The organism is Nonomuraea sp. NPDC003201, assembly GCF_053590415.1.
In genome coordinates this window covers 1-21,236 of the sequence record NZ_JBSFTC010000202.1, presented here as the reverse complement: position 1 = coordinate 21,236, position 21,236 = coordinate 1, and the positions used below count along the sequence as shown (strand labels likewise).

General features: G+C 71.1%; 18 protein-coding genes. 9 read left to right on the top strand and 9 right to left on the bottom strand.

Annotated elements, in window-relative coordinates; all coding sequences use genetic code 11:
- The 4 genes from ACWDX9_RS42870 to ACWDX9_RS42855 form a co-directional block, all read left to right on the top strand.
- The coding region (locus ACWDX9_RS42870) for an NAD(P)/FAD-dependent oxidoreductase (protein WP_449965184.1) at positions 1 to 577 on the top strand (577 nt) is incomplete at its 5' end.
- A 62-nt stretch (positions 578 to 639) separates the two neighbouring features.
- Complete coding sequence (locus tag ACWDX9_RS42865; RefSeq protein WP_449965182.1) at positions 640 to 1,371, top strand: DUF3152 domain-containing protein; 732 nt, start codon at positions 640 to 642, stop codon at positions 1,369 to 1,371.
- A 165-nt stretch (positions 1,372 to 1,536) separates the two neighbouring features.
- Entirely contained in the window at positions 1,537 to 2,658 is a 1,122-nt protein-coding gene (locus tag ACWDX9_RS42860) for an MBL fold metallo-hydrolase (RefSeq protein ID WP_449965179.1), read from the top strand.
- A gap of 45 nt (positions 2,659 to 2,703) precedes the next feature.
- Complete coding sequence (locus ACWDX9_RS42855) at positions 2,704 to 3,618, top strand: pirin family protein (protein WP_449965176.1); 915 nt, start codon at positions 2,704 to 2,706, stop codon at positions 3,616 to 3,618.
- Here ACWDX9_RS42855 and ACWDX9_RS42850 read toward each other — a convergent pair.
- The 6 genes from ACWDX9_RS42850 to ACWDX9_RS42825 form a co-directional block, all read right to left on the bottom strand.
- Positions 3,615 to 5,951 carry a protein kinase domain-containing protein gene (locus ACWDX9_RS42850; RefSeq protein WP_449965175.1) on the bottom strand — a complete coding sequence of 779 codons (2,337 nt, stop codon included), beginning with the start codon at positions 5,949 to 5,951 and terminating at the stop codon, positions 3,615 to 3,617. The genes ACWDX9_RS42855 and ACWDX9_RS42850 overlap by 4 nt on opposite strands.
- Before the next feature lie 87 nt (positions 5,952 to 6,038).
- A complete protein-coding gene (locus tag ACWDX9_RS42845) occupies positions 6,039 to 6,992 on the bottom strand; it encodes an ABC transporter permease (RefSeq protein WP_350740333.1) in 954 nt (317 codons plus the stop codon).
- The gene (locus ACWDX9_RS42840) at positions 6,989 to 7,948 is read right to left on the bottom strand and encodes an ABC transporter permease (RefSeq protein WP_449965172.1); all 960 of its coding nucleotides are present in this window, start codon (positions 7,946 to 7,948) and stop codon (positions 6,989 to 6,991) included. The genes ACWDX9_RS42845 and ACWDX9_RS42840 overlap by 4 nt, the downstream gene beginning before the upstream one ends.
- A complete protein-coding gene (locus ACWDX9_RS42835) occupies positions 7,941 to 9,698 on the bottom strand; it encodes a sugar ABC transporter ATP-binding protein (protein ID WP_449965169.1) in 1,758 nt (585 codons plus the stop codon). The genes ACWDX9_RS42840 and ACWDX9_RS42835 overlap by 8 nt, the downstream gene beginning before the upstream one ends.
- A gap of 1 nt (position 9,699) precedes the next feature.
- Positions 9,700 to 10,776, bottom strand: a complete 1,077-nt coding sequence (locus ACWDX9_RS42830; protein WP_449965166.1) for an ABC transporter substrate-binding protein — start codon at positions 10,774 to 10,776, stop codon at positions 9,700 to 9,702.
- Positions 10,777 to 11,093: 317 nt separating this feature from the next.
- A complete protein-coding gene (locus ACWDX9_RS42825) occupies positions 11,094 to 13,625 on the bottom strand; it encodes a PA14 domain-containing protein (protein WP_449965164.1) in 2,532 nt (843 codons plus the stop codon).
- 162 nt (positions 13,626 to 13,787) lie between these two features.
- Here ACWDX9_RS42825 and ACWDX9_RS42820 point away from each other — a divergent pair, with 162 nt between their 5' ends.
- The 4 genes from ACWDX9_RS42820 (at position 13,788) to ACWDX9_RS42805 (ending at position 18,346) form a co-directional block, all read left to right on the top strand.
- Positions 13,788 to 14,588 (top strand): DeoR/GlpR family DNA-binding transcription regulator, encoded by an 801-nt coding sequence (locus tag ACWDX9_RS42820; RefSeq protein WP_350740321.1) that lies wholly within the window; start codon positions 13,788 to 13,790, stop codon positions 14,586 to 14,588.
- Between the two features lie 792 nt (positions 14,589 to 15,380).
- A complete protein-coding gene (locus ACWDX9_RS42815; RefSeq protein WP_449965162.1) occupies positions 15,381 to 15,932 on the top strand; it encodes a TetR/AcrR family transcriptional regulator in 552 nt (183 codons plus the stop codon).
- Positions 15,916 to 16,320 carry a DUF5360 family protein gene (locus ACWDX9_RS42810; protein ID WP_449965159.1) on the top strand — a complete coding sequence of 135 codons (405 nt, stop codon included), beginning with the start codon at positions 15,916 to 15,918 and terminating at the stop codon, positions 16,318 to 16,320. The genes ACWDX9_RS42815 and ACWDX9_RS42810 overlap by 17 nt, the downstream gene beginning before the upstream one ends.
- A gap of 544 nt (positions 16,321 to 16,864) precedes the next feature.
- The gene (locus tag ACWDX9_RS42805; RefSeq protein ID WP_449965157.1) at positions 16,865 to 18,346 is read left to right on the top strand and encodes a sugar ABC transporter ATP-binding protein; all 1,482 of its coding nucleotides are present in this window, start codon (positions 16,865 to 16,867) and stop codon (positions 18,344 to 18,346) included.
- 158 nt (positions 18,347 to 18,504) lie between these two features.
- Here ACWDX9_RS42805 and ACWDX9_RS42800 read toward each other — a convergent pair whose 3' ends face one another.
- The 3 genes from ACWDX9_RS42800 to ACWDX9_RS42790 all read right to left on the bottom strand — a co-directional run bounded on the left by ACWDX9_RS42800 (position 18,505) and on the right by ACWDX9_RS42790 (position 20,813).
- Positions 18,505 to 19,515, bottom strand: a complete 1,011-nt coding sequence (locus tag ACWDX9_RS42800) for an aldo/keto reductase (protein ID WP_449965154.1) — start codon at positions 19,513 to 19,515, stop codon at positions 18,505 to 18,507.
- Positions 19,516 to 19,527: 12 nt separating this feature from the next.
- Positions 19,528 to 20,526, bottom strand: a complete 999-nt coding sequence (locus ACWDX9_RS42795) for a coiled-coil domain-containing protein (protein WP_449965151.1) — start codon at positions 20,524 to 20,526, stop codon at positions 19,528 to 19,530.
- Positions 20,527 to 20,639: 113 nt separating this feature from the next.
- Positions 20,640 to 20,813 (bottom strand): hypothetical protein, encoded by a 174-nt coding sequence (locus tag ACWDX9_RS42790; RefSeq protein ID WP_449965148.1) that lies wholly within the window; start codon positions 20,811 to 20,813, stop codon positions 20,640 to 20,642.
- A gap of 22 nt (positions 20,814 to 20,835) precedes the next feature.
- Between ACWDX9_RS42790 and ACWDX9_RS42785 the strand changes: the two genes are divergently transcribed.
- Entirely contained in the window at positions 20,836 to 21,141 is a 306-nt protein-coding gene (locus tag ACWDX9_RS42785) for a hypothetical protein (protein ID WP_449965147.1), read from the top strand.
- Positions 21,142 to 21,236: the final 95 nt, after the last annotated feature.

Genomic DNA, 21,236 nt, shown 5'->3' with positions numbered 1-21,236 from the left:
GGCGGCCGAGCCTCCCGTGCCGACGGGGGCGCGCCGGTTCGCCGGCGAGGGCGAGCCGCTCGACGCCGACATGGTGATCGTGGCCGCCGGGGCCTGGACGGGCGAGGTGTGCCGGCCTCTGGGCGTGGAGCTGCCGGTGTTCCCCCGGCGGGGGCAGATCATGCACGTGACGCTGGAGGGCGTGGACACCGCGTGGTGGCCGATCGTGCTGCCGAGGGTCGGACCGTACCTGCTGGGCTTCCCCGACTCCCGCGTCGTGATCGGGGCGACCGTGGAGGACGTGGGGTTCGCCCCGCGGGTCACGCTGGGCGGGCTGGACGAGGTGATCCAGGCGGGGCTGCGGGTAGCGCCCGGGCTGTTCAACGCCACCGTCGCGGAGACCAGGGTCGGCCTGCGTCCCGTGTACGCCCCTGGCTCCCCCCTCATCGGGCCGCTGACCGGGCGCGTGGTGGTGGCGACGGGCCTGAGCGCGTACGGGCTGACGGCAGGCCCGTTCACCGGCGAGATCGCCGCCGCGCTCGCCCTCGGCGAGGAGCCGCCCATCGACATCACGCCGTACGCGCCCGCCGTCGGATAATCACAGCAAGCACTCACGTAACATCAGATTCCTCCCCACCGTGACGCCGTGGGGAGGCCGCGTTGCCGCTGCTCGCACTCTTGATGTTGCTCCTGCTGGTGACCTCCTGCGCCTCCGCGCCGCCCATACCCGCGCCTTCGCCCTCGCCTTCGCCCTCCCCCAGCCGGCCTTCCCCCTCCCCCAGGAAGCGGCCGCCCGCCAAGGAGGTGTGGATCCCGTACGCGGCCTCGGGCCGGTACACGGTCGTGCCCGGCGGCGCACCCGCCCGGCCGGGCTCCGGGGAGGTGGTGCGGTACCTGGTGGAGGTGGAGTCCGGCCTGCCGTTCGAGCCGGCCGCGTTCGCCGCCGACGTGCATCGGGTGCTCAACGACGTACGCGGCTGGGCGCGCTTCGAACGTGTCGACCACGGCCCGGTCCAGGTCCGCGTCGCCCTGTCGAGTCCCTTGCTCACGACCCTCCAGTGCGAGCCCCTGCGCACGGGAGGCGAGCTGTCCTGCTGGAACGGCACCCGCTCGGTCATCAACGCCCTGCGCTGGGCGAAAGGCGTCCCGCAGTACCGCGGCGACCTGACCGCGTACCGGGCCTACCTGATCAGCCACGAGGTCGGGCACAGCCTGGGCCACGGCCACGAGCCCTGCCCCGGGCCCGGGCGGCTCGCTCCCGTCATGACCCAGCAGTCGAAGTCGCTGGACCGCTGCCGCCCCAACCCGTGGCCCTTCCCCGATCGGGGCCGTGAACCCGGGTGCGGCGACACCCCGCCCGATGACCGCAGGGGCTGCCGCGAGGCGCGATGATGACGACCGGTAGGTTCTTCCGGTCGATGAGGTCGCCGCACGCTGGGGAGCGTCGGCGAAACGATCGAAGCAACCTGACCTATCGCGATATATCGTAGGACGGGTACACCGGGGAATCCCGCTCGGTTGAGCGGGATGCACAGACTTTCCAGGGGAGTGTGGCTGATGGCAGGAATGCGTACGGCACGGCGGGTCCTCGCGGGCGGCGTGGCCCTGGCGGCTGCGGGCTGGGCGTTGCGCGATGTCCCCGCCGAGCTGGGCGTACGGCCTCTGACGTCGGGGCCGGACCGGGCGGCGCGGATGCGCCGCTCGCGGCAGTTCAGGGACGGCACGTTCTTCAACCCGATGCCGGAGCCGACCAACATGATGACGGCCCCGCCCGCCGGCCTGCTCGGCGAGCTGGCCAAGAACAAGGAGCAGCGCCGCCCCGCGGGCCCCATCCCGCTGCGGGTCCCGCCGTCCGGCCCGCCACCCGCCGACGGCCTGCGCGCGATCTGGTACGGCCACGCCTCGACGCTGGTGGAGATCGAGGGCAAGCGGGTGCTGTTCGACCCGGTGTGGAGCAAGCGGCCCTCCCCTTCGCAGTTCGTCGGCCCCAAGCGGCACCACCCGGTGCCCGTCGAGCTCGGCGAGCTGCCGATGGTCGACGCCATCGCGATCTCGCACGACCACTACGACCACCTCGACCTGGCGACCGTGCGCACGCTGCTCAGGACGCAGAAGGCCCCGTTCCTGGTGCCGCTGGGCATCGGGGCGCACCTGGAGCGGTGGGGCGTGCCGGCGTTCCGGATCATCGAGCTCGACTGGGAGGAGGAGGCCGAGGTGGCGGGGCTGCGCTTCGTCGCCACGGCGGCCCGGCACTTCTCCGGCCGGGCCTTCACCCGTAATGACACGTTGTGGGGATCCTGGGTGGTGGCCGGGGCGAACAAGCGGGTCTTCTACGCGGGCGACTCCGGATACTTCGAGGGCTATCGGGGCATCGGGTCGGCGCACGGGCCGTTCGACCTGACGCTGATGCCGATCGGCGCCTACAGCCCCGCCTGGCCCGACATCCACATGAACCCGGAGGAGGCCGTCAACGCCCATCTCGACCTCGGCGGCTCGCTGCTGCTCCCCGTCCACTGGGCGACCTTCACGCTGGCCCTGCACCCGTGGTCCGAGCCGGTGGAACGGCTGTGGCGCGAGTCCAAGGCACGCGACGTCAAGATCGCCGTCCCCCGGCCCGGCGAGGCCGTGGACACCTCCGCCGCCCAGGTGGTGGAGGGCTGGTGGGAGATCCTCGGCTGAGCCCCTGCCCGCCGACGGCGCCCCCGCTGCCCGTACAGTCATGGCGTGAGCAACCTGGAGCTTGACCCGCAGGAGATCCGCTGCGGCGCCGAGGCGGGCGCGGACGGCGAGGTGCTGGTGGGGCGCGAGGTGCCGCTGGGCGGGCCACGCGCGATGACGGTGAGCAGGACGCTGCCGGGCGTGCACCGGCGCATGATCGGCGCATGGTGTTTCGTGGACGCCTACGGGCCCCAGCGCGCCACCATGCGGGTGCCGCCGCACCCGCACACCGGGCTGCAGACGGTGAGCTGGCTGGTCGAGGGCGAGGTGCTGCACCGCGACAGCCTCGGCAGCCTTCAGGAGATCCGCCCCGGCCAGCTCAACCTGATGACCGCCGGCCGGGGCATCTCCCATTCGGAGGAGTCGCCGGAGACGGTGCTGCACGGGGTGCAGCTGTGGGTGGCGCTGCCCGGCGAGCACCGGCACACCGGGCCCGCGTTCGAACACCATCCGGCGCTGCCCGTGCTCGCGGGGCCCGGTTTCGAGGCGATCGTCGCCATGGGGTCGCTCGGCGGGGTCGAATCCCCGGCCACCGCGTTCAGCCCGCTGGTGGGGGCCGAGATCGCGGTGGACGGCACGTGCGAGGTGCCGCTCTCGCCCGGGTTCGAGCACGGCGTGCTGCTGCTCGACGGCGCGGTCGAGCAGCTGGAGGCGGGGCCGCTGGTGTACCTGCCGCCGGGGCGCTCCGCGCTGCGGCTGTCGGGGCGCGGCCGGGTCCTGCTGATCGGCGGCGAGCCCTTCGGCGAGGAGATCGTCATGTGGTGGAACTTCGTCGGCCGCTCCCACGACGAGATCGCCGCGTTCCGCGAGGACTGGATGGAGGGCGAGGGGTTCGGCGCCGTCGAGGGGTTCGACGGGGCGCCGCTCCCCGCGCCCGTCCTGCCCGCCATCCGGCTGAAGCCGCGCGGGCGGGTGCGTTAGCCCTTCCTGAACGTGTAGACGACCTCGATGTCGTCGCCCCTGGTCGGCACCTCGGCCAGCAGGCGCACCATCTTCCCGGTGAAGTCGATCACCTGGACCTGCTGCTTGTCGGAGGTGCTGTCCGGGCGCACCCAGCAGAGCAGGTGATCGTCGTCGAACCAGGCGGCCAGGCCGCCGCAGGCCGACTCGATCCGCTTCACCTCGGCGCCGGTGCGGCTGTCGTACACGCAGTTGTTGCCGCTCTCCAGACCCGGGCAGTCGGTGACGAACCGCCTGCCCGACGGCGAGAACAGCTCGTCGGCGATGCCGGCGCCGACGTTCGGGATGCGGCGGACGCGCAGGCCGCTCGCGTCGAAGAAGCGCAGGGCCTGCTGCTCGGCGTCGATCGACATGGCGACCACGCCGGTGTCGGTGTCGTCGAAGCCGTACCTGATGTCCTTCAGCGAGCTCTCCCTGAGGGAGGCGACCGTGGCCTTCCTGGTGGTCACGTCCACGATGGCGAAGCCGGTCGACTGCCAGGTGTCCTTGACGGGGTTGCCGACGTTGAGCAGCACGCGGGTGCTGTCGCGGGACCAGGCCTGGATGTACGCGCTGAGCGGCTGCCGCGAGGTCTTGACCGAGAACCGCTCGCCCGTCGTCTTGTCGGTGATCTCCACGGAGTCGTAGTGGTCGATGAAGTTCTTGCCGCGCTGGGCGAGGTAGCGGCCGTCCGGGGAGAGCATGCTCTCCCACTGGTCCCGATATTTCGTGAAACCTCCCGTCAGGGAGTCGCGGGCGTAGTACACCCAGTCCTTGGACTTGATGTCCTTGACCATGTACGTCGTCAGCCTGACCGGGTCGTCCGGGCTCTCGTACACGGTGGCGTCGGTGTCGGGGAGCCGGACCGGGGTGAGGTTCGCGGTCGGGACCGGGGACACGGTAGGGCTCGGGGACGCCGTCGTGGTGGCCGGAACGGGGGTGGGGAACGCCTGCGGCTTGGGCGGCAGGTTGATGACGGTCACCACGACGATGGCGATCGCCGCCACCAGCGCCACGCCCGCGATGGCTCCGCCGATCAGCCAGTTCTTCCGGTTGCCGCCGGGCGGGCTCGGGGGCGGGCCACCGTACGGGATGCCTCTGGGCGGCGTGCCCGGCTGCTGGAAGGGGGCGGGCGGCTCGAACCCCGGCCGCCCGGTGGGCGGCGGCGGCTGGTCCCCACCCAACGGCCGATACTGCCCCGGGGCCGGCAGCGGGGTCGGCGGGGTCATCGGGGGATACGGCGGCTGGGGGTAGGGCTGCTGGGGGTGCTGCGCCTGGGGGTACGGCGGCTGCCCGGCCCACGCCTGCGGCCCAGACCCACCGGCCCGATCATCGTCCGGCGCTCGCCACGCAGACCCCCCACCCCCCGACCCCCCGCTTCCCACTGGCGTTGCGCCACCCACCGGCGACCCGCTCGAAGGCACGCCGCCCGCTGAGGGGCCGCCACCCGCCGGTGGGGTGGCGCCGAGGGCGGCGGCGGCCTGGTGGAGGGCGTCCGGGTTCGAGGTCGGGTGCTCCAGGAGGCGGTGGATCACGTGCTCGGCAGTCGGCCGCCGCCCGGGATCCTTCGACAGGCAGACGGCGACCAGTTCGCGCAACGTCCCCGTCAACCGCCCCAGGTCCGGCTCGGCGTTGAGGACGCGCCGCACGGTCGCGGGCATGTTGCCGCCCGCGAACGGCCCCGCGCCGGAGGCCGCGAAGGCGATGGTGCACGCCCAGGCGAACATGTCGGCCGCCGGTCCGGCGGGATCCCCCAGGAGTTGCTCGGGCGCCAGGAACGCCGAATCGCCCACGGGCACGGTGGTGTCGCCGGAGGTCACGTCGAACGCCCTGGCGATCCCGAACCCGATCACCCTGGGCCCCTCGCTGCCCAGCAGCACGTTGCCGGGGCTGAAGTCGCGGTGCACGATGCCCGCCTGGTGGATCGCGGCGAGGGCGGTGGCGGTGCCGATGGCCAGCCGGTGCAGCGCGGGCCCGGTGCGCGGCCCCTCCTCGCGCACCGCGCGCTCCAGCGCCAGGCCGTCCACGTACTCGCTGACGATGTACGGGCGGCCCTCGTGCACGCCGCTGTCCAGCACCTTCGCGGTGCAGAACGGCGCCACCCGCCGCGCCGCCGCCACCTCCCTGGCGAACCGCTCCGCCGCCGCCCCGTCACCCGCCAGCTCAGGCCGCAGCCATTTGACGGCCGCCTGCCTCCCCTGCTCGTCGACGCCCAGATAGACGACACCCTGAACGCCTTCTCCCAGCCGTCCCCGGATCTCGTAGCCTCCGAGACCGGAGGGATCTCCTGCTCTGAGTTCAGTTATCGGCGGCATGCGCGCATTATGAGCGCCGAATCTTGCAAACGGCTTACATCAATCGCGAACCTTCCTCCCGTCCGCGTGGCGGCAGAGCGGCCGGCCTCACGTCAGCCGCTGCGCCTTGCTCAGCAGCCGCTGCGCCACCACGACCAGCGCCAGGAACATCCCGCTGACCACCTGCTGGAACGCCGACGTCAGGCTCCCGACCTGGTTGATCAGGCTCTGGATGACGCCGAGCAGCAGCACGCCGGCCACGGTGCCGGTGATGCCGCCCGCTCCCCCGGTCAGCAACGTGCCGCCGATCACCACGGCCGCGATGGCGTCCAGTTCGAGGCCGATGCCGAGGATCGTCACCCCGGAGGAGAGGCGGGCGGCGTTCAACGCCCCGGCCAGGCCCGCGAGGAGGGCGGACATCACGTACACGTAGACCTTCGTGCGCACGACCGGGACGCCCATGAAGGCCGCCGCCTGTTCGTTGCCGCCGATGGCGTAGACGTTCTGGCCGAAGCCGGTGCGTTGCAGCAGGACCATCGCCAGCAGGGCCAGGATGATCGTGATGTAGACGGGGTACGACAGGCCGAGGAGCTCGCCCTGACCGAGGGTGGCGAAGGCCCGATTTTTCACGAGATAGGTGGTGGCGCCCTCGTTCGAGATCGCGAGCATCAGCCCGCGCACGCCGAGCAGCCCCGCCAGGGTCACGATGAACGGCGCCATCCCCGTACGCGCGATGACCAGGCCCTGGAGCAGGCCGACCACCCCGCACACGGCCAGGGGCAGCAGCAGCGCCACGATCAGCCCGTACTGCGACCCGTACGCAGCGAGCACGCCGCCGAGCACGAACAGCGACCCCACCGACAGGTCGATCCCGCCGCTGATGATGACGAACGTCATCCCGATCGCGATGATCGCCAGGAAGGACGAGGACACGACGACGCTGGCCGCGTTCTCCGGCGTGGCGAACGAGTCGAACGCCAGGCTGCCCACGATCACCAGCAGGCCGAGCACCATCATGGCGCCGTGCTGCTGGAGGATGCGGCTCACCTGTTCACGGTTCATCGGCGCTCCCGGGTGGCGTAGACGGCGGCCAGGATGATGACCGCCTGGACCATCTGGGTCCACGACTGCGGCAGGTTGTGCTTGATCAGCGTGGCCGACAGCAGCTGCATGAGCAGCGCGCCCATGACCGTGCTCAGCACCCTGATGCGGCCGCCGGTCAGCGGGGTGCCGCCGACCACGACCGCCGTGATCGCCGACAGCTCGATGAAGAGCCCGAGCGAGGTCGGGTCGCTGGCCTGCAGCCGGGCCGTGGCCAGCACCCCGGCCAGCGCCGCCAGCAGCCCCGAGATCACGTAGACGGTCAGGAGCACGCGCTTGACCGGCAGCCCGGACAGCTCGCTGGCCGACCGGTTTCCGCCGATCGCCACCACCTGCCGACCGAACGTGGTCCGCCGCACCACGAACAGCACGACCACGGTCAGCGCCGCCGCGATGAGCACGATGACCGGGATCCCGGCGACCGAACTGCTGCCGAGCGCGATCAGGCCCGGGTTGCGGAACTCGACGAGCTGCGGCACCAGGACGTTCGCCAGGCCGCGTACACCGACCAGCAGCGCCAGGGTGGCCACGATCGGCTGCACTCCGACGTACGCGACCAGCGCCCCGCCCGCCGCCCCGACCACGGCGCCTCCGGCCACGGCCACGATCAGCGCGGGCAGCCAGCCGTACCCGAGGTAGAGCACGACCAGCGCGGCCGCGAGCGCCATCACCGAGCCGACCGACAGGTCGATGCCCTGGGTGCCGATCACCAGCGCCATCCCGAGCGAGACGATCACGATGGGGGTGACCTGGACGAGCTGGGTGCGGAAGTTCGCGGCGTCCAGGAAGTGCGGGGTGAACAGCACGTTGAACAGCAGCAGCGCCAGCACCGCCGCGTACACGCCGTAGTCCTGGACCCAGGCGAACACGCGCGGTTTGAGCACCGCGACGCGACCCTGCACGGTGAGCTCAGCCATCGCCCCGCTCCTCGCCCGCCTGCCCCACGGCCGTGTGCTCCGCGATCGTCGCCATGATCCTCTCCTCGGTGACCTCGTCGCCCGACAGCTCTCCGACGACCGCGCCCTCGCGCAGCACCAGGATCCTGTCGGCGCCCTCGACCAGCTCCTCCAGGTCGGAGGAGATCAGCAGCACGCCCAGCCCTTCCTCGGCCAGCTCGTCGATCAGCGCCTGCACCTCGGCCTTCGCGCCGACGTCGATGCCCCGCGTGGGCTCGTCGAGCAGCAGCACCTTGGGCCGCACGGCCAGCCAGCGGGCGAGCAGCACCTTCTGCTGGTTGCCGCCGGACAGCTCGGACACCAGCTGGTGCGGCGACGCGGCCTTGATCCTCAGCCTCCGCATGAAGATCTCGACCACCCGGTCGATCTTCGCATCGGACACCACGCCTGCCGTACCCAGACTGGGGAGTGCGGCCAGCGCGATGTTCTCCCGTACCGAGAGAGTCGGGATGATGCCCTCGGCCTTGCGGTCCTCGGGCAGCAGGCTCACCCCCGCCCTGATCGCCGCCTTCGTCCCCTTACGGAGTTGCCGGCCCGCCACGAGCACGTGGCCGCCGTCGAGCGGGAGCGCGCCGACGATGGCCTTCGCGGTCTCGGTCCGCCCCGCGCCGAGCAGTCCGCCCAGCCCGACGACCTCACCGGGCACGATGGCCACGTCCACGCCGTCGAGAACGTGACGGCGAGTGAGCCCTCGCGCCTCGACCACAGGCGCACCCATCCCGACGCCCAGTTCATCGGACTCGAGCGGCGCGTCAGTCGAGGCACCACCGGTCACCGAAGCACCGGAACCGGGCACACCCACAGCCCCCGCCGACGCCGCAGGCCGTGGCGGCGGTCCAGACCGCGCCGACGCCGGCGAGCTCGCCGGCGTTGCGAGTCCCGCCGATGCTGCGGGGCCCGGTGGGGGCGATGTCGTCGATGTAAGGGTGGTGGTGCGGTGGCGGGTGCGGGAGAAGCGGGTGAGGCCGCCCGTACGGACCTCGTTCAGGTCGCGGCCCAGCATGAGCGAGATGAGCCGCAGCCGCTCCACCTCAGCGAGCGGTCCCGAGTGGGCGACGCGGCCGTCCCGAAGCACCGTCACCTGGTCGCACACCCGGTACAGCTCGTCCAGCCGATGGCTGACGTACATGACGGCGATCCCCGCGTCCCGCAGCCGCCGGATCACCCCGAACAGCGTCTCCACCTCCCGCGGCTCCAGCGAGGACGTGGGCTCGTCCATGATGACCACCCGCGCGTCCACCGAGACCGCCCTGGCCAGGGCGACCATCTGCTGGGCTCCGACCCCGAGGGTGCGCAGCGGCCGGCGGACGTCGGTCGCGACCCCGTACCCGGCGAGAACGCGTTGCGCCTCCCCGTGCATCGCGGCCGCGTCGATCACCCCGAAGCGGCCGCGCGGCTCGCGGCCGAGCAGCAGGTTGCGGGCCACACTCATCATCGGGACGAGGTTGACCTCCTGGTAGATGGTGGAGATCCCGGCGCGCTGCGCTTCCATGGGGGTGCCGAAGACGGCGGGAGCGCCCTGGTAACGCAGCTCGCCGCCGTCCGGCCGGTACACGCCGGTGAAGACCTTGATCAGCGTGGACTTGCCCGCGCCGTTCTCGCCGACGAGGGCGTGCACCTCGCCCGGGCGAAGGGCGAGGGACACACCGTCGAGAGCGAGTACGCCGGGGAAGCGCTTGCTGACCGCCCGGGCCTCGAGAACCGGTTCCAAGTCAGTACGCCTCACCGAGGGAGTCCTTGGCGTTGCCCGTGTCGTAGTCCCGGTCGGAGATGACCACCTTGTCCGGGATGGGCTGCCCGTCGAGGAACTTCTGGGCGGTCTCGAAGGCGAGCGGCCCGAAGCGGGGGTTCGACTCGATGACCGCGTGCAGCCAGCCGTCCGCGATGCCCTGGACGGCGCTGCGGGTGCCGTCCACCGACACGATCTTGATGTTGCCGGGCTCCTTGCCCGCGCCCTTCAGCGCGGTGACGGCGCCCAGGGCCATCTCGTCGTTCTCGGCGTAGATGCCGTTGATGTCGGGGTTGGACTGGATGAGCTGTTCGGTGACCTGCTGCCCCTTCTCACGGGCGAACTCGCCGGTCTGCTCGAACGAGATCGTGATCCCGGGAGCCTTCTCCTTGACGCGGTCCTTGAAGCCGTTCGTCCGCTCGGTGGTGACGTTGTTGCCCGGGGCGCCGAGGAGGATGGCAACCCTGCTCTTGCTGCCCTCGCCTCCAAGCGCCTCGATCATGCGGTCGGCGGCGCGCTTGCCCTGCTCGTAGAAGTCCGAGCCGATGAACGTCAGGTAGTCGCTGCACGCCTTGGCGTTGATCTTCCGGTCCACCGTGATGATCGGGATCTTCTTGGCGGCGGCCTGCTGGAGGACCGGCTCCCAGCCGTCGGAGTTCAGCGGCGCGATGACCAGGAGCCGCACGCCCTGGGCGATGAGCTGCTGCACGTCGGTGATCTGCTTGGAGAACTGCGACTGGGCGTTGGTGACCTTGAGGTTCGCGATGCCGAGTTTGGCGGCCTCGTCCTTGATCGATTTCGTCTCGGCGATGCGGAAGGGGTTGGCCTCCTTCTCCGACTGGGAGAACCCGACCGTGGCCGTCTTGAGGTCGAACTTCGTCCCGCCGAACTGCTCCAGCGTGCACGTCGGCCCGGCCGAGCCGGAGGGCGACTGCACGACCTGCTGCCCCGCCGTGCTCGCGGCGGCAGGCGCGCTCTGCGGCGCCTCCGCCTTGGCGCACGCGGTCGCGGTGAGGAGGACGGCCAGTGTTAATGCGGCTGTCCGGATATGGGGGGTCATGGCGTTCCTTTCCTATCAGTCCCGGCGCCCGGGCCACAGGGGCCCGGGCGACCGGCGTTCACCCGTGAGCGCCGTGTTCGCGCCCGCCGTTGAGGCGGGGCTCGGCGCACGCGGTTCGAGCAGGATCTGCGCACGTGGCTCCCAGACGCGATGTCCCACGCACGGTCTTCCAGGTGCGGTCTTCCACTTACGGTGTTTCAGGCGCGGTGTTTCAGGCGCGGTTTCCGTTTCAATGGCACGGTGTTTCAGGTCCGGCGTTTCCAGTGCGGCGTTTCGGCCGCGCCGTGTAACGGGTGCGGTGGTCCAGGTGGGGTGTTTCAGGTGCAGGTTGGGTTGATGGCGCTCGTCAGGGCCGTGTTGGCGTCGTGTACGCGCTTCACGTCCGGCTTCGTGACCGCCCGGTCGTACGTCATCAGGCCGTTCAGCTCGGTCTCCACATCGGTGGTCTGGGTGTAGATCGCGGCGCTGAGCTGCTCGCAGGCGTGCAGTCGCTCCAGTTCCTTGACCATCCCGACGTACCGCGTGGTGAGGGCCTCCGGGTCGGGTTCGACCGCGTAGCCCCAGCCGCCGCCCGACCAGGTGTGGCCGATCAGCGGCAGGCCGAGCCCGCCGTACTCGCCGAGCACGTTCGCCCGCGTCCCCGACGGCTTGCCGGGGTTGCCGGGGCCCGGGTAGATGTGGAAGTCCTTGACGTCGCCGTTGCCGCCGTCGACCGCGCCGCAGCAGTTGATCCCGCTCATGTTGTTCACCAGGCGCGACGGGTCCCAGCTCTTGACCAGATCGGCGATGCGCGCCTGGTCGTACTGGCCCCAGCCCTCGTTGAACGGCACCCACATGATGATCGACGGGCTGCTGCGGTGCTGGTCGACGAGTTCGCGCAGCTCGGCCTCGAACTGGGGTCTGTCATCCGTGCGGAACGCCGCCGGCATGTCCTGCCAGACCAGCAGGCCGAGCTTGTCGGCGTGGTAGTACCAGCGGTCGGACTCGACCTTGACGTGCTTGCGGACGGCGTTGAAGCCGAGCGCCTTGGTCTGCTCCAGGTCGTACCGCAGCGCCTCGTCGGTCGGCGGGGTGTAGATGCCGTCCGGCCAGAAGCCCTGGTCGAGGGGGCCGAGCTGGAAGACGGGCTGTCCGTTCAGCAGGATGCGGCTGCCGGAGACCGCGATGGAGCGCATCCCGAAGTAGGACTCGACCTTGTCGTCCTTGAGTTTGACCTCCAGGTCGTACAGGTGCGGGTTGTCGGGGGTCCAGAGCTTGGGGTTGGGCACCGGGAGTCTGAGTTCGCGGCCCACCGGGCCGGTCACCTTGCCTACGACGCGGCGGCCGTCCCTGGCGGTGACCGTCGCCGTGCCGCCGGTTCCCTGGACGGTCACGTAGAGCGCCTGGCCGCGCAGGTCGGGCACGGTGTCGACGCGGTCGATGCGCTGCTTGGCGACCGGCTCGATCCAGACGGTCTGCCAGATGCCGGAGTTCGCGGTGTACCAGATGCCGCTCGGGTCGAGCCGCTGCTTGCCGATGGCCTGGGTGCCGGCGTCGGTCGGGTCGTACACGCCGACGATCAGCTCCTGCGGGCCGCCGCGCCTGAGCGCGTCGGTCACGTCCACGGTGATCCGGCCGTAGCCGCCCTTGTGGGTGGTGACCTGCTTGCCGTTCACGTACACCGTGGACTGCCAGTCCACCGCGTCGAGGTGCAGCAGCAGCCGCTCGCCGCGCCACGAGCGGGGCACGTCGAACGTCCTGCGGTACCACATGCGCTCCTCGTGCCGGCCGATGCCGGACAGCTGCGACTCCACCGGGTACGGCACGACGATGCGCTCGGGCAGGTCGCGGCCGACGGGCGCGGCCTCGTCCGCCTTGGCGGGGGCGAACTGCCACCTGCCGTTGAGGCTGCGCCAGCGGTCCCGGACGAGCTGGGGCCGGGGGTACTCGGGCAGCGGGCCGGCCGGGTTGACGTCGTCGGACCACTTCGTCCGCAGGATGTAGGCGGAGCCGTTGGCGACGTAGGCGTACGGGAAGGCTTCGACCGCGCTGCCGTCGGCGTAGGTGAGGCCGCCGGTGCCGTTGTAGGCGGCGCGGATGCTGCTGCCGGCCTTGGACGGGATCGGATATTTGAGCTTTAGCTCCACCGTTTGCGGATTTTTCAGGATTACGGAGCTTGTGGGCCACTTGGTGCCTGCGACCGTGATGTCCAGCTTGCTGACGGCGTCCGCCGGCAGCGCGCCGAGGGGCTTGGCGAACGTCAGCGCCGCGACGTCACCGGCCGCGTTCACCCTGGCGTCGGACGGTCCGGGCGGCGCGAACCCCTCGGGCAGCGTGAACGCCTCCGCGGGCACGATCTGCTTCGGCTGGCTCGGGCTCTGCCAGCGCAGCCGCAGGTTCGCGCCGCCGAAGTGCTCGAAGTACTCGACCTTGACGTCGTACTTCTTGCCCGCCTCCAGGGCGATCGGGGTGCCGGTCTGCTCCCGGTCCCAGTCGTCCACCCAGTGGTCGATGATCGGCTTGCCGTCCACCCAGAGTCGGAAGCCGTTGTCGCCGATGATGGAGAAGGTGTACGTCTCGGAGAACTTGGGCTGGATCTGACCCGTCCACCGTACGGAGACGTCGTCATCCCTGCCGGCCAGCAGCCTGAACGTCGGATTCAGGTCTGTCAGCTCCAGGTTGGGGTCGACGACGCTCGCCTTCAGCTCGGCGAAGTCGAACTTCCCCGCCCCGGAGGCGAGGTAGTAGTCACCGCGCAGCCCGTTCGGGGCGGCGGCGGCCTGGTCGGGAGCTGCGGCGGTGGCGGGGAGCGACGGCTGCCATAACAGTGACATCAGTACGGCCAGCGGGAACGCGAGGCGCTTGCGCACGGGGGGTCCTTTCGAAACGCGCCGATCAGGTTCGGACAGCTTTTGACCCTGACACGCTCTCAAGTAAGCACTGACGGACCGAGCCGGTCAAGATTTCCGATCAAATTCGTTCTCATACGATCAGAGGTGAACTCATCTTGGCCTGTCCACTATGATCGGAACGTGAGCGACACGCAGAGCGACGGACGCAGACCCGTGTTCGCCGCTGAGCGCCGGCAGCGCATCCTGGAGCTGGTGCGCGCCAACGGCGCGGTGTCGCTGCGCGAGCTCGCCCAGGCCGTGCACTCCTCCGAGGTCACCGTCCGCCGCGACCTGCGCGCACTGGAGTCGGAGGGCCTGCTCAACCGCCACCACGGCGGCGCCACCCTGCCCGGCGAGCTGTCGCGCGAGGCCGGATACGCGCACAAGGTGTCGCTCGAGTCGGCCGAGAAGGCCGCCATCGCCGACCTGGCCGCCGCCCTCGTCGAGGACGGCGACGCGATCGTGATCGGGCCCGGCACCACCACACAGGAGTTCGCCCGCCGCCTGACCAGGCACTCCGAGTTGGCCGTGGTGACCAGCTCCCTGCTGGTCGCCCAAGTGCTGGCCGGGACGCCGCGGGTGGAGGTGATGCTCACCGGCGGCACGCTGCGCGGCTCGATCCTGGCCCTGGTGGGCAGTGCCGCCGAGCACTCGCTGGCGGGGCTGCGGGTACGCCGGGCGTTCATCTCGGGCAACGGCCTGACGGCCGAGCGCGGCCTGTCGACACCCAACATGCAGGTGGCGGGCGTCGACCGAGCACTGGCGGCGGCCGCGGAAGAGGTCGTGGTGCTGGCCGACCACACCAAGATCGGCGTGGACACGATGGTCCAGACGGTGCCGCCGGACCGGATCGACCACCTGGTCACGGACGACGCGGCACCCCGGGACGTCCTCGACGACCTGAGCGCCCGCGGCGTCCGCCTCCACATCGCCCAGTTCTGACTCCCTTCCGGCCAACTGGCCGAGCGCCCCGGCGTCTCCCGTACACGGACCCGGTCCGTTTCCCGGTGGGCGATATACGCGGGCGGAGGCTCAGACGACCCGGCCGGAACGGGGACAGTCGAGCGGGCGCAAGAACACGGGCATGCGGGACGGGCCCAGGCGACGCTGCGGGCGGGCGCGAACGAACCAGCGCCGACGAACGGCAGGCGACCTGGGCAAGCGCGAGCGGAGGCGCAGGCGACGAGGCGGGCGGGCGCGGTAGCCGAGCACCGGCGGGCAGGCGCCGTAGCCGAGTGCAAGTGGGCGGGCGCCGTAGCCGAGTGCAAGTGGGCGGGCGCGGGAGGTGGGAGTGTGGGGGCCGAGCGACGGCGGGTGGTGGTGCAGCCGGACAACCGGCCCCCATAGGCATAACCGACGGCAGGTAGACGCCGCAGCCCAGCGTAGGCGGGAAGGCACGGGAGGCGGGTGCGTGGGCACCGACCGACGGCGGGTGGCGGTACAGGCGGACAACCGGACCTACGGGCACCGACCGACGACGAGCAGACGCCGCAGCCCAGCGCGGGCGAGCGGGCAGGCGCCGTAGCCGAGCACCGGCCGGGCGGGCGTGGGAGGCGAGTGTGTGGGCGCCGAGCGGAGGCGGGCGGAGGCGGCCGACGCAGTGACCGAGCAGGGGCGTAAGCAGCAAGGCGGCCGAGCACAGGGGCGGGCAGCCACTCATTCACCGATCGCACCCGAGAGCACGGGTGTCGATCACCTAGAAACTGTACCGGTCAGCCGGTATAGTTTCCTTTCATGCCGCGACCCAGCTCGAAAGAACGACTGCTCGACGCCGCGGCCGAGGTGTTGCTGTCCGAGGGGGCCGAGGCCCTGACTCTGGAAGCGGTGGCACGGCGGGCAGGCGTGTCCAAGGGCGGCTTGTTCTACCACTTCCCCACCAAGCAGGCATTGGTCGCCGCCATGGTCGACCGCCTGACCAAGGCTTTCGACCAAGCACTGGCCGAGACCGGTGACGAGCCGGGTGACTTTCTGCGCGCGTACCTGAACGCGACGATCCCCGAGCACCACACGGCGGCCAACGCTCCGGCCGACCGGGTGACCGCCGCGTTGCTGGCCGCGGTGCTCGTGGATCCGGCAGGGCTTGCGCCGCTGAGAGAACGGTTCGCCGCCTGGCAGGCCAGATTGACCGACGACGGCATCGACCCGGCCGCGGCGACGGCCGTACGGCTGGCCATCGACGGCTGGTGGGCTGCCAGGCTTCTCGGACTCGGCGAACCGGACGCGGCCCTGCACGAACAGACCAGGCGCTACCTGATGGAGGAAATCGACCGTGCTACGCGTCACTAAGGCGTTGATGCTGCTCACGGATGTGGCGTTCGTCGTCTACTTCACCATCACCGGGCTGGGACTGATCCCGCCCGAATGGGCGTTCGCCGACTACACCAACCCGCTGATGGCCGATTGGAACTGGTCGTTTCTCTGGATCGACCTGCTGGCCAGCGCCACCGGCCTGACCAGCCTGTACCTCCTGCGCCGAGGCTCGCCGTCCGGGCCGGGGCTGATGCTGGTCTCGCTCGTGCTGACCATGGCCTCCGGCTTGATGGCGATCGCGTTCTGGACATTGCGCGGCGACTTCTCGCTGTTCTGGTGGCTGCCGAACCTCTACCTCATGCTCTTCCCGGTCCCCGCGATCCTCTGTCTCACACGGTCCCGACCCAGCTTCACCGCCTCATAGGGATGGCTGGTCGCGAGTTCTCTCCCCGAACGCGCTGAATGGGTTCGGGATTCACCACGCCAACGCCCGGTTGACGGCACGACCGGCGGAACCGCTGGGGCTAACCGGTGGCCAAGGACATCTTGCTGTGGATGGTCCGCATGCTGCCGAAGGAGCGAGCCCGTCGGCCCGGTGTGGGTGGTGGCAGTGGATGACGTGCGCTGTGCCGACGGGTTCGGCCGTCGGGCCCCGGGCCGTCGGGCCCCGGGCCGTCGGGCCCCGGGCCGTCGGGCTTCGGGTACTCGGGGACCCGAGGGCGTGGGGCTTGAGGGCTTGAGGGCCTGAGGGCTTGAGGGCCTGAGGACTTGAGGGCCTGAGGACTTGGGGGCTTGAGGGCTCGACCCCGTTGGCGCCGGGGCTCCGGAGCCCCCAGGGAGGACGGTTGGCGACGTAGCGCGGGAACGGGACTGACGGGTTGCGCTCGTTTCTGATCGAATGTGACAAGGCCGTTACTGTAATGTTTCCTTCCTCGACCACGATCGAGGCGGAGGCAACCGTGCTACAGGTGGCAGGCGTTCTCAAGACGTTCCAGGGTGTCACCGCCCTCGACCACGTCACCCTGTCCGTACGCCCCGGCGAGGTGCATGCGCTGATCGGCGGCAACGGGGCGGGCAAGTCGACCCTGGTGAAGGTGCTCTCCGGGGTCCACCAGCCGGACGCGGGCGAGCTGCGCCTCATGGGTGAGCCGGTCAGGTTCGCCAGCCCGGCCGACGCCAAGCGGGCCGGGATCGCCACCGTCCACCAGGAGACGAACCTCGTACCGACCATGAGCGTCGCCCGTAACCTCCTTCTGGGCAGGGAGCCCAGGGGGCGGCTCGGGCTGATCGACTCCGCGGCCGTGCATGCGCAGGCCGAGCGGGTGCTGGCCGCGTACGGGCTGGAGGTGGACGTGCGCCGGCCGCTCGGCGCGCTGGGCGAGGGCGCGCGCCAGCTCGTCGCGCTGGCCAGGGCCGCCTCGGCGGACGCGCGGGTGGTCATCATGGACGAGCCCACGTCGGCGCTGGCGCACGGCGAGCTGGAGACGCTGTTCGGGGCCGTGCGGCGGCTGCGCGAGGAAGGCCGGTCGGTCGTGTACGTCACGCACCGGCTCGAGGAGCTGTACGAGATCTGCGACCGGGTCACGGTGCTGCGCGAGGGGCGGGTCGTGCACACGGGACCGCTGGCGGGGCTCGACCGGTTACGACTGGTCTCACTCATGCTGGGACGGCCGTTCCATCCCGTGGAGCCCGCCCTGCACACCGGCGAGCCGGCCGAGTCCGCCGACCTGCCGGTGCTCGAGGCCAAGGGTCTGACCCGCCATCACGTACTGGACGGGGTGTCGCTCGCGATGCGGGCCGGCGAGGTGGTCGGCCTGGGCGGGCTGCTCGGCGCGGGGCGCAGCGAGACGGCCCGGGCCATCGCGGGGGTGCTGCCGGTGGACGCGGGCCAGGTGACGGTGGCGGGGGCACGTTCCCGCAAGTGGTCGATCAGGAACGCCATCCGCGCCGGCGTCGGCCTCGTGCCGGAGAACCGGAAGACCGAGGGCATCGTGCCCACGCTGTCGGTGCGCGACAACATCGCGCTGGCGGCCCTGCCCCGGCTGTCGCGGGCGGGGATCGTGTCGGACGCGCGGGTGGACAGCATCGTGGCGACGTTCATGAAGCGGCTCGGGATCAAGGCCGTCTCCCCCCGGCAGCCCGCCGGGGAGCTGTCGGGCGGGAACCAGCAGAAGGTGCTGCTGGCGCGGTGGCTGGCCATGCACCCGAAGGTGCTCCTGCTGGACGAGCCGACGCGAGGCGTGGACGTGGCGACGAAGGTGGACATGCAGGCGCTGCTGGACGAGCTGGCGGTGGACGGGCTGGCGATCCTGCTGATCTCGTCGGACGTGAGCGAGCTGGTGGAGAACTGCGACAGCGTGGTCGTGCTGCGCGACGGGGCGATCACCGATCAGCTGGTCGGGCCCGAGGTGACGGAGGACCGGCTGCTGGCGGCCCTGGCCAAGGACTAGCCCCAGGTCGGGAGCAGCGCAGCGGGCCAGGGTGAGAGGGTCAGGCATCCAGGCGGCGGGAGGGTCAGGCGTCCACGTGGCGGGAGGGTCAGGCGTCCAGGGGGCGGGAGGTCAGGCGTCCAAGCGGTGGGAGGGTCAGGCGTCCAGGGGGCGGGAGGTCAGGCGTCCAAGCGGTGGGAGGCTTCGCCGAAGACCCAGGGTGAGGTCTGTGCGATGAAGTCGGCGGGGAAGCCGAGGGTGAAGCCCGTCGCCTCGTCCAGACGTCGTACGGCATCCTCCGGAAGGTCGACGTCCACCACCCCGAGGTTGTCAGCCAGCTGCTCCACCGTCCGCGCCCCCACGATCGGCAGCACCGCCCGCGACCGTGCCCGGGTCCACGCGATCGCCACCTGCGAGCTCGACGCCCCCAGCGAGTCGGCCACCTCCTGCACCGCCCGCGCCACCGCGTGGTCGTGCTCGCTGACCGAGTCGGCCGCCACCCGCGTCCCCGGCTGCGCCGTCCCCCGGGTGAACTTGCCCGACAGGATCCCTCCGGCCAGCGGGCTCCAGGCCGTCACGCTCATCCCGTACGACTCGGCCATGGGCAGGAGCTCCCGCTCGATGTCCCGCTGGAGCAGGCTGTAAGGCACCTGCAGCCCCGCGAACGGCGCCCACCCGCGGAACTCGGCGACCGTGTTGGCCCTCGACACCACCCACGCCGGAGCATCGGATATGCCGACATAGAGCACCTTGCCAGACCGCACGGCCTCGTCGAGACCGCGCATCGTCTCCTCGATCGGCGTGTGCCGGTCCCACAGGTGGACCCAGTAGATGTCCACGTAGTCGGTCCGGAGCCGGCGCAGGCTGGTCTCCAGGGAGAGCCGCAGGTTCTTGCGGTGGTTGCCGGCCGCGTTCGGGTCGGCGCCGTCCCGGCTGACGGTGTACTTGGTGGACAGGACGAACCGGTCCCTGCGGCCTTCGAGCAGCTCGCCTACGATGGCCTCGCTGGCGCCGCCCCGGTAGTTGATCGCCGTGTCCACGACGTTGCCGCCCGCGTCGGCGTACAGGTCGAGCATGCGGCGGCACTCCTCGATCGGCGCGCCCACCCCGCCCTGCTCCCCGAACGTCATGGCCCCGAGGAACAGCTCCGACACCCGTAACCCGGTGTTGCCCAGCAGCCGATAGCGCATCGCCCGAACCCCCTAATAGACCGAAATATGGGGATGATCGTAGTGGTTGGCCGTCGTGCCGCCCCGGTCCGACATGGTGCGCCAGGAGCCCGTTCTGGCGTGCCAGATCCGCTGCCGGTAGATGATGTACATGATCCCGAGCCGCTTCGAGTTCTTGATCGCCCACTCCGCGATCTCGTTGCCACGCGCGACCTCCGCCCCCGACGGCATCGCGCCGCCGCGGCTCAGCATGAAGTCGCAGGCCCGCCCGAGCGGATGCTCGCCGCCGTCCTGGATCGCCCGGTAACACCCGATCCCGTTCGGTACGCCGAACCGCTCCTGGACGAGCTGCTTGACCAGCCGCATCCGGGGCGTGATGTTGTCGGCCCCGCCGGGCAACTGCGGCACCCACGTGCCGTCCGGCCGCCGCACGCCCGGCCCGACGTACAGCTGGTCGATCTTCTCCTTGATCCGGTCGATCTGCTTCTCGGCCTTCTTCTTGCGCTTCTCCAGCTCGTCCACCGTCTCGGCGAGCTCCTTGGCGCGCGCGTCGGCCTCGTCCTTGGCTTGCTGGTGGGCGTCCCTGACCTGGGCGTAGCCGCGCAGCCGGGTCTCCTGGAGCACGACGAGATGCTGGTTGAGCGCCATCCGGCCGAGCAGGGACGTCGGGTCCCGGTCGGAGGTGAGCATGGAGATCTGGCCGGGGTCGCCGCCGATGTACTGGGCGACGGCCATGGCGCGGAGCTCGGCGGACTCGCGGTCGTAGACCGCCTGGGCCGCGGCCAGCTTCTCCCGCGCCGACTTTTCCGATTTATCGGCTTTTTGCTGGGCGATTCTGCTGCTGTAGTAGTCGGTGATGAGCTTGTCCGACTCCTTCTGCAGCGCGGCGAGCTCCTTCTTGAGCTGCTTCACCGTGGGCTTGGGCGCGGCCTGCGCCGGAGCCCCCGCCGTCAGCACCGCCACGGCGAGCGACGCCGCGGAGAGCGTACGGACCAGTCCGCGTAGCCGGTCGGCGCGGGACGCAACCGCCACACTTCTCCTCACCCCGAGCCGCAGGGCAGGTTCCGGTCAGCAGTAATCCAGGCCGGGGGGACGCCCTCTATCCGACTGCTGATAGTAGGGGATCATCCCGCTCCGCACACAACTCACAACTTTTCGGTATCGCGCGGCCGTCGTACCCTCCGCACCACGATCTGCCGTCCGACCAATACCGAGCCCGGTACGACCACCATCCCCAGGAGGCTCGACCCCAGACCGAGGTCGATGTCGGCGTCCAGCAGCCCGTCATCGCCGCCGCCGCCGAGGATCGGCAGGTTCACCGACACCTTGACGGAGAGGGAGATGAGCGGCTCCCGGTTCCTGGTCGCGGGCGGCGTGCCGGGGTCGGGCGCGCTCGTGGTCGGAGGCCGGGTGACGGGCGGCCGGGTGGCGGGCGGCTGGGTCGCGGGCGGCCTGGTCGCCGGGGGCCTCGTGGCCGGGGGTTCGCTGGTGGGCGGCCGCGTGGTGGGCCGCTCAGTCGGCCGCTCGGTCGGCCGGCCGGACCGCGTCGGCTCTCGGGTCGGCTCCCGGGTCGGCTCCCGGGTGGCGGTGGGCGGCCGCGAGCCGGGGCCGCCCGTAGGAAGAGCCGTGGGAGGAGCCGACGGCTGACCGGCGTACGTGACGGGCGGCGTCCCCGTGATCGACCCGCTCGGGCTGGGCTCGGCGGACGTGGGCGGCGCGGAGGTCGGCGAGGCGGGCGCCGC

Excerpts from the sequence above, each read along its gene's own strand:
- ACWDX9_RS42800 (WP_449965154.1), bottom strand. The coding sequence starts at position 19,515 with ATGCGCTATCGGCTGCTGGGCAACACCGGGTTACGGGTGTCGGAGCTG.
- ACWDX9_RS42850 (WP_449965175.1), bottom strand. The coding sequence starts at position 5,951 with ATGCCGCCGATAACTGAACTCAGAGCAGGAGATCCCTCCGGTCTCGGA.
- ACWDX9_RS42815 (WP_449965162.1), top strand. The coding sequence starts at position 15,381 with ATGCCGCGACCCAGCTCGAAAGAACGACTGCTCGACGCCGCGGCCGAG.
- ACWDX9_RS42785 (WP_449965147.1), top strand. The coding sequence starts at position 20,836 with ATGAGCGGCTCCCGGTTCCTGGTCGCGGGCGGCGTGCCGGGGTCGGGC.
- ACWDX9_RS42845 (WP_350740333.1), bottom strand. The coding sequence starts at position 6,992 with ATGAACCGTGAACAGGTGAGCCGCATCCTCCAGCAGCACGGCGCCATG.
- ACWDX9_RS42830 (WP_449965166.1), bottom strand. The coding sequence starts at position 10,776 with ATGACCCCCCATATCCGGACAGCCGCATTAACACTGGCCGTCCTCCTC.
- ACWDX9_RS42860 (WP_449965179.1), top strand. The coding sequence starts at position 1,537 with ATGGCAGGAATGCGTACGGCACGGCGGGTCCTCGCGGGCGGCGTGGCC.
- ACWDX9_RS42840 (WP_449965172.1), bottom strand. The coding sequence starts at position 7,948 with ATGGCTGAGCTCACCGTGCAGGGTCGCGTCGCGGTGCTCAAACCGCGC.